The sequence below is a fragment of the Rhizobium pantanalense genome, from assembly GCF_030182525.1.
Classification (GTDB): domain Bacteria; phylum Pseudomonadota; class Alphaproteobacteria; order Rhizobiales; family Rhizobiaceae; genus Rhizobium.
Genome location: NZ_JAQJCH010000010.1, coordinates 314,992 through 330,796, shown reverse-complemented (window position 1 = coordinate 330,796; position 15,805 = coordinate 314,992). Strand labels below are relative to the sequence as shown.

Genomic DNA, 15,805 nt, shown 5'->3' with positions numbered 1-15,805 from the left:
AACGCTCTCGTGGCAGCCGAATTCAGGGCTCCTGCGCGCCTGAAATATGAATCGCCAGAACGAATCGAATTTCAAAAATCACGTGAGCGTCGCTTATGCGGATGGGCAGCCCAGCCGCTCAATCGGTCGGATTTTCCAATCGGCCGGGTATCGTTTTTCGCGTATTGGTAACATCTGAAGTGCTGATCATTGCTGTATTCCTCTCATTACGGTCTTGAGAGCGCCTGCTACCAAGGGATGTCGTTGACCTGATCGCTTTTTGCGGTTGATGGGATTCGAGCCGGAATGCCACCTTTACGGGAAACTGTGTGTTTCCGAGAACTTATAAACCACCCGGCCTCGGCTGAAATGAAGCCCTTTTGAAGCGGCAGCTGGCAAAGACTCACGATATGACACTTAGGATCGTCTGCAGGCGGGGCGAAATACTAAGCTAAGGCTTTGGCCAGCGAGATTCCGCCCGTAAGATTGACGTGTTCTCCACGAGCAGAGACTACCGCGGCGGAGCCTTACCGAGTATGGCAGCGATGGCCCGGTCAAGCACAGCGCGAAGACCTTGCGGCGGTTTTTCCTGGCACGACAGGCGTTGACCGTCAGGCTTCGATAGCCGCGCTGCTTGAGCCGCGACTCAAATATCTTTCATATCGCCGAGCGGTAATACTGATATTAAGCAGACGCATGGATAGTGATATCCCTTAGGTTCATGCGACAGTCGCATGCTCAATCAAGTGAGCGACCTTCTTCTGGTAGACTGTGGGCAGCCCAATCCTTTTCTACGGTTCGACCGTCTGCCCCGAAAAAGTGAAGCTTGTCTGGATCAGCTTTAATGCGGACTGTGTCGCCGGGCCCGATCCCCCGGTGATCATCGCAGAGAACGAGGCATGGGGTCTTATCCTCCAAAATCACGTGCATCAGTGTCGTAGCCCCCGTGTATTCGCACAGCGTCACGGTGGCCTTGGCTGAGGTATCGTCGTTATTGACGATCTTCAGGTGTTCTGGCCGAACCCCGATCTGCGCTGCGTTGCTGGAAAGAGAGACATGCTTCACGAGAAGCTGGGCATTCGCTGCTGGCACGATGTTCATCTTCGGGCTGCCGATGAACTGAGCCACGAAAATGTTGGCGGGGTGTTCGTATAGGTCGCGCGGCGAACCGACCTGTTCGATGCGGCCGTCGCGAAGGACAACGATCTTGTCGGCAAGAGTCATGGCCTCGACCTGGTCGTGGGTAACATAGATCATCGTCGTCGACAGACGCTTGTGCAGCCCGGCGATCTCAGAGCGCATATGGACCCGCAATTCGGCATCGAGGTTCGACAACGGCTCGTCGAACAGGAAGACGTCGGGTTCGCCGACAATCGCACGGCCTATCGCGACCCGCTGGCGCTGGCCGCCCGAAAGCTCGCGGGGATAACGGTCGAGCAGCGCTTCGAGCTTCAGGGTCGCTGCAACATCGTTCACGCGGCGCTGCCGTTCCTCGGCCGCTACTTTCCGTACCTTCAGGCCGAAGCCCATATTTTCGCGAACGGTGAGATGCGGATAAAGCGCGTAGGACTGGAAGACCATCGCGACGCCGCGTTGAGCGGGCTGAACTTCGTTGACCAGGCGTTCGCCGATCCGCAGCTCGCCATCGCTGATATGTTCCAGGCCAGAGATCAGCCGAAGCAGCGTGGATTTGCCGCAGCCGGACGGGCCAACGAAGACGACGAACTCGCCATCGCGGATATAGAGATCGACGCCACGGATTACGTCGACAGAGCCGAAGCGCTTTTCAATTCCCTTGAGCGAGAGACTGGTCATACGAGGTGCTTTCTCATCCTTTCACGCCTGACAGCGCGAAGCTTTCGATGATCTGGCGTTGGGCGATCAGATAGACGATCAGGATCGGCACCACGGCCAGGCTGGTTGCGGCGAGCTGAAGGTTCCAGAGCGGAAGTCCATAGCTGTCGTTGAAATTCGAGAGCGCGAGCGGCAAGGTGAACATCTTGAGCGAACTGACGAAGATCAGCGGCTCGAGGAACAGGTTCCAGGAATGCAGAAAAGTGATGATTGCAACGGCGGCAAGCGCCGGCCGTGACATCGGCAGGGCGACCTGCCACCAGATGCCGAAACGGCTAAGACCGTCCATCTTGCCCGCTTCTTCCAGTTCCTTCGGCAGCGCCAGGAAGTATTGCCGCATCAGGAAGGTCGCCATCACGCCCTGCGGGCCGAAGGTCGGCAGCAGGATGAGCGGCCAGTGCGTGTCGACGAGACCCAACCAGCGCATCAGGAAGAAGTTCGGAATGATGGTCACCTCCTCGGGAACCATAAGCGCTGAGACAAGGAACAGCATCAGCAGGCCAGCGCCGGCAAAACGCAGGCGGGCAAGCGCATAGCCGGCCAGCGAAGAGATCAGAAGGGTAAGGCTGGTGACGACGATCGCGATATAGAGCGAATTGAAATACTGGCGGGCGAAGGGCTGATAGGTGAAAACCTCGATATAGTTCTGCCAGCGCCAGACACTTGGAATGAGCGTCGGAGCGCCGAAGATTTCGGTCACGCTCTTGAAGCCGGCCGAGATCATCCAGATGAACGGGAAGACGAAGGGAACCGCCGCGACTAGGAGCGCGAGCGTCCAGCAGACACGGTAGAGGATGACAATCGGGCGGCGCGTCGTCGTCATGCCGATCCCTTCCGTCTCAGTATTACCTGAAGCAGCGTCAAGACCATGACGATGACGAACATGATCAGCGCCAGCGCCGAGGCATAGCCGACATTGAAGAACTTGAAGCCCTGCTGATAGATGTAGAATGCAAGGACGAGCGTCCCATTTTCAGGCCCACCGCCAGTCATCTGGTAGATGTGGTCGAAGACCTTGAACGAGCCGATCGTGGTGATGACCATGATGACCAGCGTCGCAGGCGCTAGCAGCGGCCAGGTGATCATGCGGAAGACCTGCCAGCGCGAAGCACCCTCCAAGAGGGCAGCTTCTTCGTAATCACGCGGGATGGCCTGCAGGGCGGCGATGTAGAGGATCATGTTCAGGCCGACCATCTTGATGACGCGGGTGACGATCACGGCCGCCATCGCCCAGTTCGGCTCGCGCAGCCAGTTCGGCCCCGTGATGCCGACCAACGCCAGCACCTGATTGATGAAGCCCCCCTCCCCCTGGAGGATGAATTTCCAGACGATCGCCCAGGCGATCGCCGAGGTGATGACGGGGGCAAAGAAGACGGTGCGGAAGAACACGACGCCGAAGAAGGGGCGCGAAAGTGCTAGAGCGAGCGCTAGGGCAAGCGCCATGTTGAGCGGTACCAGCCCCAGAGCGAAGATGACGGAGTTTCGCACGACATGCCAGAAATCCGGGTTTTCTACCAGTGCGTTCTGAAAGTTCTGCAGCCCGACGAACGTCGCCTGCTGGGTGAGCAGGTTCCATTCCGTCATCGAATAGTAGACGACGGCGCAGAGCGGCCCCAGGAAGAAGATGAGGAAGCCTATAAGAGTGGGGCTGACGAACAGCCACGCCTCCATCGTCTCCCTAATCTTCAGCGTGAGCCAAGGCCGCTCCCCGCTTTGCTTCGTGCCGCTTGCTATCTCGGTCATGATCTGTCGCTTAGAGCAGGGGTTGAATCGCCGCGCAGATGCCCTTGACGGCGGCATCCACATCGGCATCGGACTTCCACAGCGCGTCGACACGCGGCGCCATTGCCGCCTGGATCTGCGGCGCCTTTTCATGCGCGGGGTGGACACGACCCTTGGCGATGGCGTCCGCCACGTACTTCATCTGCTGGGCCGAGACGAGCTTGTTGCTGTTGACGAAAGCATCGCTGGCGAGAACGCTCTTGCGCGCCGGCGGGAAGAACTGTGCCATCGTGGCGACGTTCTCCTTGTTGGTCATGTAGGCGACGAACTGCGCGGCAATCTCGGTGTTCTTGCCCGAGGCGAAGACAACGAGACCGGCCTGCCCGATAACAGGAGATTCACCCGCTGGCCCTGCCGGCAGCGGTGCCAGACCCCACTTGAAGCCGGCTTCCGGCATCTTCGATGCGCGCGAGATCTGGTTGATCGTCATCGCCGAATTGCCGGAGAAATAGTCGCCCTGCTCACCGGGCGGCACGATCGACTTGTCCTTGAAGACCATGTCATGCAGCTGCTTGATCGCCTTGACGGCTTCCGGTTTATCGAAGCCGCACTGCTTGTTGGACCAGATGTCGCCGCCATAGGCGCGGATCGGCGGCAGGAAGGCGTGGGTCATGCGCGAGGCATAGCCTTCGCCGTCCTTGAACTCGAAGCCCCATTTGCCCGGGTTGGCCTGGGCAAGCTTCTTGGCGACTTCCTGGAACTTGTCCATGTTCCACTCGCCCTTGGCATAAAGCTGTTCGGGATCCTCGATGCCGGCTTTGTCGAACATGTCCTTGTTGTAGTAGATCAGGAAGGGTGACGTCGAAAACGGAATGCCGTAGACCGTTTCGTCCTTCTGCCAGAGCCCCATGGCCGGCTCGGAGAAGTCGGCAAAATCATAGCCTTCGGTCGCCTTGAGGGTGGGGCCGAGATCCATCAAAAGGTTGGCGTTTTCGAAGGCAGGCGCTGCGTCTTCCATCATCCAGGCGATATCGGGCGCGTTGCCGCCGGCGATCTGGAAGGTGAGCTTCTGGGTATAGTCGTTGACCGGCACGGTCTCGAACCGGACATTGACGTCGGGGTGGGTTTTCTTGAAGCCTTCGGCGATGCCGTTCAGCATCTTCAGATGCGCGTCGTTACCCGTCCACACGGTCATGCGCAGATCGGTCGCGAATGCCGCGGTCGTCGTCAGCAACAGTGTCAGTGCAGATGCGGCAATACCTGCTAGTGCGGCCTTCATGGTTTCCTCCCTTGGTCAATGGGTTGTCAGGCTGTCCGGGCGATTGGTTTCAAAGGCCGGACTGCCGCGGCAGAGCGTTCTGCCTGCTTGTCTTTTCTCTCCTCATGCCGTCCCCGGAAGCGAACCGGGTGCATCGCCAATCGACCATCCTCCGTCGACGGGAATGTTGGCGCCGGTAATGTAGCTTGCGGCATCGCTGCACAGAAAGACGAATGCTCCGACCAGATCCTCCGGCTGACCATGCCGGCCGACGGGAATCTTGGCGGCAACCGCCTTGCGAAACGCGGCATCGCCATAGCGCTCTGCATTCGCCTCGATCTCGATCGCCCCAGGGGAGACGACATTGAGCGTCACTCCATTGGAACCGACATCGCGCGCAATTGCCTGGACAGCCGTCAGCTGCGCCGCTTTTAGCGAGGCGTAGACGAGCGTCTCGGCACGTGGCCTTGCAGCCATGACGCTGCCCGTCGCGACCACCCGTCCCCAGCCACGTTCGGCCATCAGCGGAACCAGTTTGCCGGCGAGCGAAATCAGCGTCGCGAAATTCGCGGTCATATGCTGGGTGATCTGCGCCATATCGACATCCGTCCATGGCATGCGCCGCTCGATTGCCGCATTGGCGATCAGGATGTCGATCGGGCCGCAGTCACGCAGCGCCTTTTCTGCAAGAGCTTCCGCCGCGCCGGGCATTGTGAAATCCGCCTCCAGGATCGGCACATTGCCGCCGATTTCAGCCGCGGTTTTCCGCGCACCCTCCGCATTGCCGAAGTGGTGCAGGACGACCTCGGCGCCGTGCTGAGCAAGGCCGAGCGCGACGGCCTGCCCGATGCCCGAACTAGCGCCCGTCACCAGCGCGCGTCTCTTCGCCAGGGAGAAGCGCGCCGCCGTCATGCCGGATCACCCGAAAGCTTGTCGGCGACCTCGAGCGAAGCGATATCCGCGGCGTCGAAATGCGCCCGGATTTTCTCCTCGGCAAGATTGGCGTCACCGGCCGCGATCGCATCATAGATCGCCTGGTGGCGGGCGATCGTGGCACGCCAGTCGGCATCGCTGCGGTTGGCGCGCCGCGAGAACAGCTCGGACACTTCCCGCTGAACGGAGCGCATGCCTTCCATCTGCACCCGGATCATGAAGTTGCCGGTCGCCATGGCAAGACCGAGATGAAAGAGAATATCGGCGTCCGTAAAGCCGGCCGGATCGAGAAGCGAAGCCGACATCTGGGTAAGGCCCTGGCGCATGGCGGACAGGCCATCGGCGTCGCGCCGCTCGGCGGCTAGACGCGCAATGCCGGTCTCCACGACGCGGCGCATCTCATTGGCCTCCTGCAGCCGCTTCAGGCTGGAGCGGACTGCGTAGCCATAGATCTTGTCCATCGGCTCGCCGCTCAGCGTCTTTGCCCGGGCGACCTTGCCCTGCTGCGTGAAGATCAGGCCAGCCGCCGTCAGCTGCCGTAGCGCTTCGCGGGCGATCGGCTTTGATACCCCGAACTCCTTTGCGATCTCGCCTTCCGGCGGCAACGGCTCGCCGGGTGAGATACGGCCATCGAAAAGTGCGGCCGCGATCGCGTCGGAAACGCCATCCGCAAGGCGCGAGGGGCTGGCTGGCTTGGCAGCAAACACGGTTTTCCGTCCCTGGTTTTCTGTCATTTTGTCCTCATCGACCTCAACGCTATCATTCAGTCTCCAACTTAGCAACTAGGTTTATCAGTTGCCAAGATGAAGATCTGTGGCTAGAACTAACAGAGACAGCCGGAAGCGGCTAGAAAAACATCAAGCGAGCAGGCCAATGGACGACGGGAACATCGGCATGACCAGCGCGATCCGCATTACCGATGTGATCGCCCATCCCCTGACGCAGACGCTGCCAAAGCCGACCGTCACCTCGTGGGGCACCTACAATCAGGTGTCGATTGTGCTGGTGGAAGTCCGCACCGCGGACGGCATCGTCGGCGTCGGCGAGACGCTGGCGCGGTTTTCCCCCAAAGCCTATGCGGACCTGATCGACACTTCGCTGAAGCCCAGGCTCGTCGGGCAAGACGCGCGCAATATCGGTGCGCTGTGGCAATCCATGCGCCGCGCTCTTTCAGGACGCGCCGGCGGGATGCTGATCGAGGCGATTGCAGGTGTCGACATCGCGCTCTGGGACATTCTCGGAAAATCTGCAGGCCTGCCGGTCGCCAAGCTTCTGGGCGGTATCGGCCGCGAGCGGATCGATGTCTATGCCGCAGCCATCAACTGGGTGGAGGATGCCGAAGCCGACCGGGAGCTCGAACGCTATACGGGCGAAGGTTTCCCACGCATCAAGGTGAAGATGGCAAAACCCGTCAAGGAGGCGTGCCGCCGGATCGAGAGATTGAGAAAGCGCGCCGGGGACGACCTTGCCCTCTGCGTCGATGCCAACTGGGCCTATACGCTGGACGAGGCCGTCGAAGTCGGCCGGGCGCTTTCGGCCAATGGCTATTTCTGGTTCGAGGAGCCGCTCGCGCCTGAAAACGAACTGGGCTACGAGGAACTTCGCAAACGCTGCGACGTGCCGCTCGCAGCCGGCGAGAGCAATTTCACCGCCGATCAGGTGCAGCGCCTCGTGGCAAACCGCACGCTGTCGATATTGCAGCCGGATGTCGCGCGCGCCGGCGGGATCAGCGAAACGAGGCGGATGGCGGACTTTGCCAGCCTGCACGATGTCGCTTATGCACCGCATATCGGTATGTCCGGCATCATCTGCGAGACGGCCAGCATTCATCTGGCAGCGGCGATGCCAAACTTCCTGCTGATGGAATGCGAATGCGATCTCAGCCCCTTCAAGCGTGATCTCGCAAATCTCGCACCGGGCTGCCTGCGCCAGAAGAACGGGACGCTCGATGTCCCTTCCGGGCCGGGCCTCGGCATCGAAATCGATTGGGACGCCGTCAAGCGGCTCCGCATCCAGTGAGGACCTGAAACAATGGCCACATCCACTTTTCCGACGGCGGCCGAGATGACCGAGGCGATGCGGCTTGCCATGCTACGTGCAGACCCGGCGCTCAGCCGCTTCGATCCCTTGCCACGCATCGTATCGTTCGACGATTTCGCGCGCGGCCACTGCGGCTGGTCGCAACTTGTCGGCAATTACGAGGATACGCTGGATTCGATGCTGCCCGGTTATGCCCAGCACTCGAGCGCAATGCTTTCGACGCTTGGCCATTGGGACGCCGGTTCGCATGGCGGCATGGATTCGTCCTATGCGCTGAAGATCGCCACGAAGCCGAAGCCGGGCGCCCAGAATGTCGCAATAAAGCGCCACACGTTTCGCGCTCGCGGGCCTATCCGCTTTGAAGTGTTCTTCACGTTCAAGCCAGAGGCGACGGAGCTGAAGCTTTCCGAGACCGATGTTCGCTCGGTCGGTTTCCTGTTCGATCTGCAATGTGGTGACCGGGATGGCGACGGCGAACGCGTCATGCCGCACCTTCGTTTTCTCAATGCCGAGAATGGCAGACATATCCAGAAGTGGCAGTACAAGCGCGAGACCACAGCCTTGAAGCCGATTGGCAATGAAGAGAAGACCGTCAGCCATTACCACCTTGCGCCTGAGGGATGGCTGGACCTGCCCGGCGGAGACCAGCGGCTCTGTTACAATGAGATCCCGACCAAGGTGAACTGGAGCTATCTGCGCTTCGACTTCGATCTGGCCACGATGAAAGCCACCGACTTTCAGTGCAACGATCGCCGCTTCGATCTGTCCGGCTTCGATTCCATCCGCATTCCAGCCATGAAAAATCTCTGGTGTATGCTCAATTTTTGCATGTTCGCGGAAACAGACGCGGCCAAGCGCGCCTTTCTCTATGTTGATTCCGTCTGCATTTCAGGGGACTTCTGATGCTGCCCGAAAATATTACCGCCATCATTGCCCGAAACGAGCGCTGGAGCGGCGAAGCGGCGAGCGAACCCTACGAAGCGGGCTGGGCGCGCGAGGCGGTGTTTTTCCTGCGTGCGCTCAAGGCGCCCATTGGTCGGCCGGGCAAGGCTTTCGTCGAGATCTCGCCCGACGGAATGCGCTGGGTTCGCGAAGGGACGGAATTCGACATGCCATCGGAGATCGACGGCCTTGCGGCGGCCCGCATCGCCCATTTCGGTAACTGGCTCCGCGTCGCCGCTCGTTTCGAAGACGGCGCCGAATGCACCGTCCTTTTAACGCTGCACCTGAAGGCTTGAGCGAGCTGCGGTGCAATCGCCCAGGCGAAGCTGCTATCAGCCGAGATAGGCGCCTTGCGCCAGGAGTTCTCTCCTGAGATCGGCATAGTCCACGTGCCGCGGGCTAGCCCGGTTGCCGATCGAGAGCGCCGCGCCCACGCCTGCCGCCTGGCCCAGCGCGAAGCAGGGCGGCATAACCCTGATGGCGCTCAAAGCTTCATGCGTCGCCGAGACCGCCCGGCCGGACACCAGCAGACCCTCGTGATGACGAGGTACCATCATGCGGTAAGGAATTTGGTAGGCGTTTGCGGTCGCCGGTGCATCGCCGCCAGTGCCGCCGCCCGATCCCGTCGGATCATGAATGTCGAGCGGATAACCACACAGGGCGACCACATCATCGAAGGCACGACCACTGCGCAGGTCTTCGAGCGTCAGCTCGTAATCACCCTCGATGCGCCGGGTCTCGCGCACGCCGATCTGCGTCGCCGTGTCCCTGAGCTCGACATTTTCGAAACCCGGCAGATTGTTGCGGAAGAAATCGAGAAGCGCCACCGTCTGCTCACGGCCCTCCATCTCGGCAAGCGTAAGCTCCTGCGCGTCCGCTCCGTTGCGGCGAAGCACGCGGCCGGTGTTGATACGCCAGACACCAGGCTCCATCGTCTTGTAGAGCCCGATGCCGCGCCGGGGCGCAGGAAACCGTCCCTCGGCCGTCGCCTTTGCAACGATCGAGGCGAATGGGCGGTAGTCGTCAGGGTGGGAGCGCACATAGTCCTCAACCACCTGGTCATCGACATTCTGTACCCGGAAGAACAGGGTCTGCGGCTGCGCGAGTCCGTCGCTGTCGCGGCCATGCCGCGTATGGACGCCGGCAAAATGCGCAACATCCCCGTCAGCAGAGCAATCGACCACGACCCTCGATCGGGCCGCCTTCAGCCCGCCTTTACCGGCGCAGACAACGCCGAGCACTCTCGGATTTCCCGCCTCATGATCGACGATCGCATCAACGGCCATCGTATGCAGCAGAAGATCCACCCCTGCCTCGACGCACATGCGCTGTGCCACCACCTTCGCCGCTTCGGGTTCGAAGGGCGTGACCTTGTCGTGACCATAGACGATAAAGCCGCAATAAGCCGACCCGGCGGGGATGGTGCTCGGGTGCATCGCGCCGCCGAGGGCCATCATCCGGTGCACGAATTCCTCGTAGATGCCGCGGATCAGCTGCTGACTGCCGTCGAGCGAGTAAGAGGTCATGCAGGGTCCGACGAGCCCTGCGGTGAGATTGCCGCCGAGAAAGCCGTAGCGTTCGACGAGCCGGACCTTTACGCCGAGACGCGCAGCAGCAACAGCAGCTGATAGGCCCGACGGTCCGCCACCGACGACGAGAACGTCGACGTCATCGTACTCAGGAATATCGGCCGCATAGGAATAACGCCGCTTTGTCTCCGTCATCGTATATCCTCCCTAGCGGAACATCGAGCCGCCATCGACGTCGAGCGCAGCGCCATAGACGAAGCTTGCCGCATCGGAGCAGAGAAACATGATGCCAGCTGCCATGTCGTCCGGCCTGCCCATGCGGCGCATCGGGAGGTTCCCGGCAATCCGGTCCTTCAGTGACTGGTCGATATGCGAATGCATCGGCGAATCCGTCGGCCCCGGGTTGAGGCTATTGATGCGAACCTTCTTGCCGGCAAGCTCGCGAGCGACCGATTTGACCATCGAAAGCGTGGCAGCTTTCGAGGCCGCGTAAGCCGTATCGGCGATTAACCCACCTCCCCCATGAACACCGGCGTCGGACGCAACGCAGACGATGTTTCCACCGTCCGGGTTATCAAGCATGCGTTTGACGCCTGCCTGAACGGTAAAGAAGGTTCCGAGCAGATTGATGTTCAGCACCTTCTGCCAATGCACCCAGTCCTGTTCGAACATCCGTTTCGCCGTAATGATCGCTGCGCAAGTGACCACGTTGTCCAGCCTGGCGAGATTGGTGTCGCAGTAGTCAAAGAGCTTGCCAATGCTCGCCTGGTCGGAGATATCGACCGGCACCGCATGCACATTCGCGCCACCATCCAGCAATTCGCGGGAATGCCGTTCGAGACCTTCCTTATCGCGATCGGCCATGACGACTTCCGCACTTTTGGAGGCAAAGGCACGTGACGTTTCCAGCCCCATGCCGCTGGCAGCGCCGGTGACGAGTACCGTTTTTCCAGCGAAAGCGTCATCTGCGAAGACGGAGTAATTCGGAGACATTAGCGATGTCCTTGCGTGTCAGCGGGAGAGAGATCGCGATCTAAACACAGACAAGACAGCTTAGCAACTATGTTTAAATGTCTTGAAGAATTTCAGCGTCTGTTGGAAGGAATGTGCAATGGAGGATACCCAAGCTCTTGAAGGGATCCGAACCGCCCCTTTCGTGTCGGATCCCACATTATCAATGACTTAGGCATCCGACCCGGCGTAATCGGATTTATGGAACTGGACTTGCCGCTTGATTGGCGAGACAGTGGCAGCTCCGACCCGACGTACCGTCTACAACAGGTTGCTAAGGGAAACTTCTACCTTCTTAGCATAAGCGACGGTCCGGTCCTCGCCCACGACAATTTTCATCAAGGCAATGTGCTGCCTGTCAAAAGGATCAAGATCTCTGCCTCGGCTCGCGCCAAGAGCGACTATTTGATGCAGTTTATATTCGTGCAAGCCTGACCAGCTACTTCGGAAAGGTAAAGACGGCTTTGGTGGCTTTAGCCCTCAAAAACTTTGACTTCGACGAACAGCATTGAACAATGAAGAACACTGAGATGGACGCACCGGTTCCGCAGATAGACGTTTGGAATATTCGGAGTATCGCTGTCGCTGGCCTGCTTGGGGTTACGTGTGCCGCGTACATTCGCGTCTTTGATTTTTGGCCCGTTGGTTCAAATGACGAGCTACGGGGATCTCTCGACTTGTTCGGGTTCCCAGTATTCTTAATGCTAGTGGCCGGAATGCTCTTCTTTTGGGTCATTCGGGCATTTGTCGACTTGTTCTATCGGCGCTTCCGTGGAGCTTTAAGCAGCTTTGTTGCGATTGCGATAGTTCCGGCCAGCCTTATGGCGATCGTCAGCGCACCCATCTTCGATCCCTGGCTATGGTATGTGGTCTGCAACAAGTCGAGTTTCGAATCCACCGCAGCCGTGAATGGCTCGGTACAAAATGGGCAAAGAGTTGCGCTCATCGAGGAGCGAGACATTACGACGGGCATCGCTGGCGTGACCACCAACCATTTTGTCGCTCTGATTTATAGCGAAGGCGATCCGGCTGACCTGGAATCACCAAACTCGGTGGTGACCCATATTTATGGCAGCTTCTATAGACGGGATGAGTTTCAGTGATGTCGAAGGACGTTTTTGCTCGGAGACGGCGGGTGTTTTCTCAAGATCTCAATCCGACCAATGGGACGGCGTCTCCCAACCAGGTTCACATGACGCCGGGCGCTCACAGCGGGTGAATCGAACATGGTCTGCCGAATAAACTTAAATGTCGCACCGGTACTTCTTTCAATTGCCAGGAGCCAGTCACGGTAATGAAAATTTGTCTCCCTCCCCACGATATGACAGACGATCTCGCCCTGATTGAAAGGTTTCATGACGCAATGTGGGCCTTCTACGAGGGGCAGGTACTCGAACTGCGAAAGGAACTGCAGGATATTCAATGTCCCGAGATCGAGATTTACTGCGCTTTCCGCTACGAGGGGGAAGTCAGCAATGGCGGTCATAACCAGTATATCAACAACCTTGATGGAAATCAGGAAGAGTTCGCAATCGCACTTTCTGGCCTAAGGCGCGTCGGCGCTGGCAAGCAGGCCGACGTCCTTGGCAGGATGATTTATTGGACGAAAACCGAACCTAGCGAGGTTCGTCGCATGCTCAACACGCGTAGCTTTGTGAAGCAGCCAGCGCTGGAACTTCTAACCGACGAGTTTTTCAACGTCCAAGAAGAAGTAACTGTCCGTCATCTTGCCGCCAGTTGGCTCAGGGCCAACGGCGACACAGAGATCGTGACAGAGGAACAATACCGGGAAAACAATCAAAGATTGCGCAAGCCACAACCGCAATCCTCTGCAGCGAAAGCAAGTACCCCCGAGCATCAGGGAAAAACTGGCCTTCTGGCACGCCTATCGGCCTTTTGGGGTAGACTTAACTAACGCCCCACAAGAGGGATCAGGCGACTTGAACGGACTCGCTGTTATGCGACTTTCGGTCACGCGGCGATCACTGCTATCGGTAGAACACGACGACCGGATCCTATCCAGCGCCAAGAGCCGAGGAGCGTAAACGGCTTTGCGCTACTGGTTGGCTTCGCTAGCACCCATTGCGTGGTAGAGTTAACTGCTCGGACTTACGGAAAACGCAGCAAGGGTAAAGCCATAGCGTCTTGCTCTCCGATGGAACTTCCGTCAGTTTCCGGGTCATGCTTCATTTCCAAAAAGACTCTGCAATCCTGTTCTGGACCACCGAAACCGACCCGACTCTTGCTGCACCTGGCAGTGTAGAGCGGCTTTCGCGCTCGAACATGCATCAGCGCGTCGTGCAGGTAACCGCACGTAAAGACGGATGGGCTGACATTTACTTTGGCGCAGACCAGTTCCAAGTCAGGGAACAGTGCCTGAGGTTTATCGAGCCGTTGCATTTTCATGTCGGCGACGATGTCGAGTTCAGCGGCGGCCACGCAACCATCCGAGACATTATCTGGCATTTCAAAGATGGAGAAGCGCACTACTATCTTGCGCAAAATGGCAAGAAGCTCTCCAAACGATATGTCAGAAACGATCTCGCGCGTGCTTCATAGTGGCAGCATTTCCAAGCTGAATAATCGTTATTGGCGGTGTGGGATTTGAACCCATCGCATGAATCCGGTTAGCATCGGCACGGGCCGCGTTCCGGGCATCATCCCTCCGGGCTTATCCCGTCTTGCCCATCCGCCCCGCCATTGGCTTTGTAACAAACGTGCTGTCACGATTCAACCGAAACCCCCGCCCTTTTAGGTAGCTAAATTAAACCTCTGGTGGATGATAGGTTAATCGTACCGGCTCGACGCCACCCCGGGCCGGGCAGCACAGCGTCCGACGGCCGCCCCCAATTACGCTGTCGGACGCGTCCTCATACGCGGCGGTCGCCATTCGCCATTTGTCCGAATAGTTTCAGAGGCGCAATAATTTTCAACAGTGGCTGACTCGGCAGAGGCGGTGGTAAAGCGCAACCTCGACGATCCAAAGTGCTTTCGGAGTGGCGATAGATCAAGGTTGATCCCGAAACCGAAGTAGCTCTGCAGAATCTTCTTTTGGATTGGCAACGCCATGAGGGCTTCATACGTCGCTTCTGCATAGGCGGCGATTTCATTTGCTGTTACCGCAAACGACAGGGCCGACATTAGGCGAGCCAAGGGGAAGTATTCTGCCGCCTCCCCGTCTCGTCCACCCTCTTCAGCATCGAAGTATTTTTCGTCCATTTCGGCGCTCAGCAGGCTGAAATCGACGCCCTGGGGCCGTTCACCTGCCGCCATCAGAATGGCAAGGCGGTCATTTTCGGGCAAGTCGTACGGGACATTTTTCATCCTGCGTAGGCAGGCCTGAAATATCTCCTCGAATATCTGCCGTGCGTCATTCGTGTCAGACACCTGTCGAAAAAGTGCGGCCAGGTTTTCATTGATTGTCGATAATCGCATATTCGAATTTGATGGTGATGCTATCAGCTGTGTCAATCGCAAAAGTAAGGCTCATGCTCGCCGGGTCCTGAGAACCCGCGTCGAATTTTAGAAATCATGGATGATTCGATGGAACGTACCGACTGGCTCGACAAGAATGAGATTGACCCCAACTGGGATCAAGCCTTCGCTGACGAAATCCTCGGTTCCTTGGTTCTCTTTGGGATTACCCATCGCCAGACCGACGGGACCGTAATAAAGGAAGAGCAATTTCACGGTTACGTCAAATCCGTCGATCAGCGCTGGGGAATAACAACCAGGCTCGAAGGCAACGACGTTCAGGAGGAGATCAACCTTCCTCCGATGCTTGAAGTCTTTGAACGGGCGGAGCCATGTATTTATACCGATCACGCTGGCAATGCCGTACGCGACCCCGATTTCATCGCATATTGGACAGTCACCTCCAGAACAAGTTAGCCCACGGCCCTTCGGCTACTTTCGGTCAGCGGTGAGAATACCCTACTAGCAAACCAAAAACTGTTGCTTTCCATGATTCAGCTGCTGAACATCATACAACGTCACCTGGCGGCTTATCGCTTAGCTCTTGTGGGCTTGCCGTCGCTGGGCCTGTATTTCTATCCCGACATCTTCATGATCGTACCGCTTGCGCTCCTCCCAGCTATACCTGGTGCCTTCCTTAGCCGCTGGCGTAAGAACCACATAATTAATGGTCAGGCGAAGGCCGCGATAGATTGGTACCACGGCGTCGTCTGGATCTGGCGAGGCTTCCCCATGAAATAAATCTACGCGCAAGGCACTCGATTTAACTGATCCATGCGAGGCGACGTAGGAAATGAGGACGTGAAGACGCTTGGTCTCTTGCCGAAACAGACGATAACTCGCAAAGGCGACATGGAAGGCCGGTTGGCCAAATTTCTGATTGGCATCCTCTATCACGAGCCGGAATCGATTGCGCTTTAGCAAAAGGGATTTGTCAAGGATTGCGAGTCTTCGACAGGTCTCTTCATTAAGGCCGAAACAAGCGACGCGCCCTCGCTTGGGGTAAGAAAGTGGGACAAGAACTTCTGCGAAGGGCAAATGCAGACCCAACTCTGGATTTCAA

Annotated in this window: 16 protein-coding genes; 7 read left to right on the top strand and 9 right to left on the bottom strand. The window is 58.3% G+C overall.

The features are described from left to right. Positions 1-717: 717 nt before the first annotated feature. The 6 genes from PH558_RS24965 to PH558_RS24940 all read right to left on the bottom strand — a co-directional run bounded on the left by PH558_RS24965 (position 718) and on the right by PH558_RS24940 (position 6,480). Positions 718-1,794 (bottom strand): ABC transporter ATP-binding protein, encoded by a 1,077-nt coding sequence (locus PH558_RS24965; protein WP_285207135.1) that lies wholly within the window; start codon positions 1,792-1,794, stop codon positions 718-720. A gap of 13 nt (positions 1,795-1,807) precedes the next feature. Continuing rightward, positions 1,808-2,656, bottom strand: a complete 849-nt coding sequence (locus PH558_RS24960) for a carbohydrate ABC transporter permease (RefSeq protein WP_095437895.1) — start codon at positions 2,654-2,656, stop codon at positions 1,808-1,810. Then, a complete protein-coding gene (locus PH558_RS24955) occupies positions 2,653-3,576 on the bottom strand; it encodes a carbohydrate ABC transporter permease (protein ID WP_095437894.1) in 924 nt (307 codons plus the stop codon). Before PH558_RS24955 ends, PH558_RS24960 begins: the two co-directional genes overlap by 4 nt. A gap of 10 nt (positions 3,577-3,586) precedes the next feature. Beyond that, positions 3,587-4,834 carry an ABC transporter substrate-binding protein gene (locus tag PH558_RS24950; protein ID WP_285207134.1) on the bottom strand — a complete coding sequence of 416 codons (1,248 nt, stop codon included), beginning with the start codon at positions 4,832-4,834 and terminating at the stop codon, positions 3,587-3,589. A gap of 102 nt (positions 4,835-4,936) precedes the next feature. Further along, positions 4,937-5,725 carry an SDR family NAD(P)-dependent oxidoreductase gene (locus PH558_RS24945; RefSeq protein ID WP_285207133.1) on the bottom strand — a complete coding sequence of 263 codons (789 nt, stop codon included), beginning with the start codon at positions 5,723-5,725 and terminating at the stop codon, positions 4,937-4,939. Then, entirely contained in the window at positions 5,722-6,480 is a 759-nt protein-coding gene (locus tag PH558_RS24940) for a FadR/GntR family transcriptional regulator (RefSeq protein WP_095437891.1), read from the bottom strand. The genes PH558_RS24945 and PH558_RS24940 overlap by 4 nt, the downstream gene beginning before the upstream one ends. Positions 6,481-6,619: 139 nt before the next feature. Here PH558_RS24940 and PH558_RS24935 point away from each other — a divergent pair, with 139 nt between their 5' ends. Genes PH558_RS24935 through PH558_RS24925 form a run of 3 tightly spaced genes read left to right on the top strand, consistent with a single transcriptional unit; the run spans position 6,620 to position 9,024 of the window. Further along, complete coding sequence (locus tag PH558_RS24935) at positions 6,620-7,765, top strand: mandelate racemase/muconate lactonizing enzyme family protein (protein WP_285207132.1); 1,146 nt, start codon at positions 6,620-6,622, stop codon at positions 7,763-7,765. Between the two features lie 57 nt (positions 7,766-7,822). Beyond that, positions 7,823-8,689, top strand: a complete 867-nt coding sequence (locus PH558_RS24930; protein ID WP_285207354.1) for a DUF6772 family protein — start codon at positions 7,823-7,825, stop codon at positions 8,687-8,689. Next, complete coding sequence (locus PH558_RS24925) at positions 8,689-9,024, top strand: hypothetical protein (RefSeq protein WP_095437889.1); 336 nt, start codon at positions 8,689-8,691, stop codon at positions 9,022-9,024. The genes PH558_RS24930 and PH558_RS24925 overlap by 1 nt, the downstream gene beginning before the upstream one ends. A 36-nt stretch (positions 9,025-9,060) precedes the next feature. On the opposite strand, the gene PH558_RS24920 is transcribed toward PH558_RS24925, so the two are convergent. Beyond that, positions 9,061-10,452 carry an FAD-dependent oxidoreductase gene (locus PH558_RS24920; RefSeq protein WP_285207131.1) on the bottom strand — a complete coding sequence of 464 codons (1,392 nt, stop codon included), beginning with the start codon at positions 10,450-10,452 and terminating at the stop codon, positions 9,061-9,063. Between the two features lie 12 nt (positions 10,453-10,464). Next, complete coding sequence (locus PH558_RS24915) at positions 10,465-11,250, bottom strand: SDR family NAD(P)-dependent oxidoreductase (RefSeq protein ID WP_095437887.1); 786 nt, start codon at positions 11,248-11,250, stop codon at positions 10,465-10,467. A gap of 533 nt (positions 11,251-11,783) precedes the next feature. Here PH558_RS24915 and PH558_RS24910 point away from each other — a divergent pair. From PH558_RS24910 to PH558_RS24900, 3 genes are all read left to right on the top strand, one after another. Next, on the top strand, positions 11,784-12,371 hold the full coding sequence (locus PH558_RS24910; protein ID WP_285207130.1) for a hypothetical protein: 588 nt from the start codon (positions 11,784-11,786) through the stop codon (positions 12,369-12,371). A 191-nt stretch (positions 12,372-12,562) separates the two neighbouring features. Then, positions 12,563-13,183, top strand: coding sequence for a DMP19 family protein (locus PH558_RS24905; RefSeq protein ID WP_285207129.1), 621 nt, complete (start codon positions 12,563-12,565; stop codon positions 13,181-13,183). A gap of 266 nt (positions 13,184-13,449) precedes the next feature. After that, on the top strand, positions 13,450-13,827 hold the full coding sequence (locus PH558_RS24900; protein ID WP_285207128.1) for a hypothetical protein: 378 nt from the start codon (positions 13,450-13,452) through the stop codon (positions 13,825-13,827). Positions 13,828-14,118: 291 nt separating this feature from the next. Here PH558_RS24900 and PH558_RS24895 read toward each other — a convergent pair whose 3' ends face one another. After that, positions 14,119-14,703 (bottom strand): hypothetical protein, encoded by a 585-nt coding sequence (locus tag PH558_RS24895; RefSeq protein ID WP_285207127.1) that lies wholly within the window; start codon positions 14,701-14,703, stop codon positions 14,119-14,121. Positions 14,704-14,811: 108 nt separating this feature from the next. Here PH558_RS24895 and PH558_RS24890 point away from each other — a divergent pair, with 108 nt between their 5' ends. After that, entirely contained in the window at positions 14,812-15,159 is a 348-nt protein-coding gene (locus tag PH558_RS24890) for a hypothetical protein (RefSeq protein WP_285207126.1), read from the top strand. The last annotated feature ends 646 nt before the right edge of the window (positions 15,160-15,805 follow it).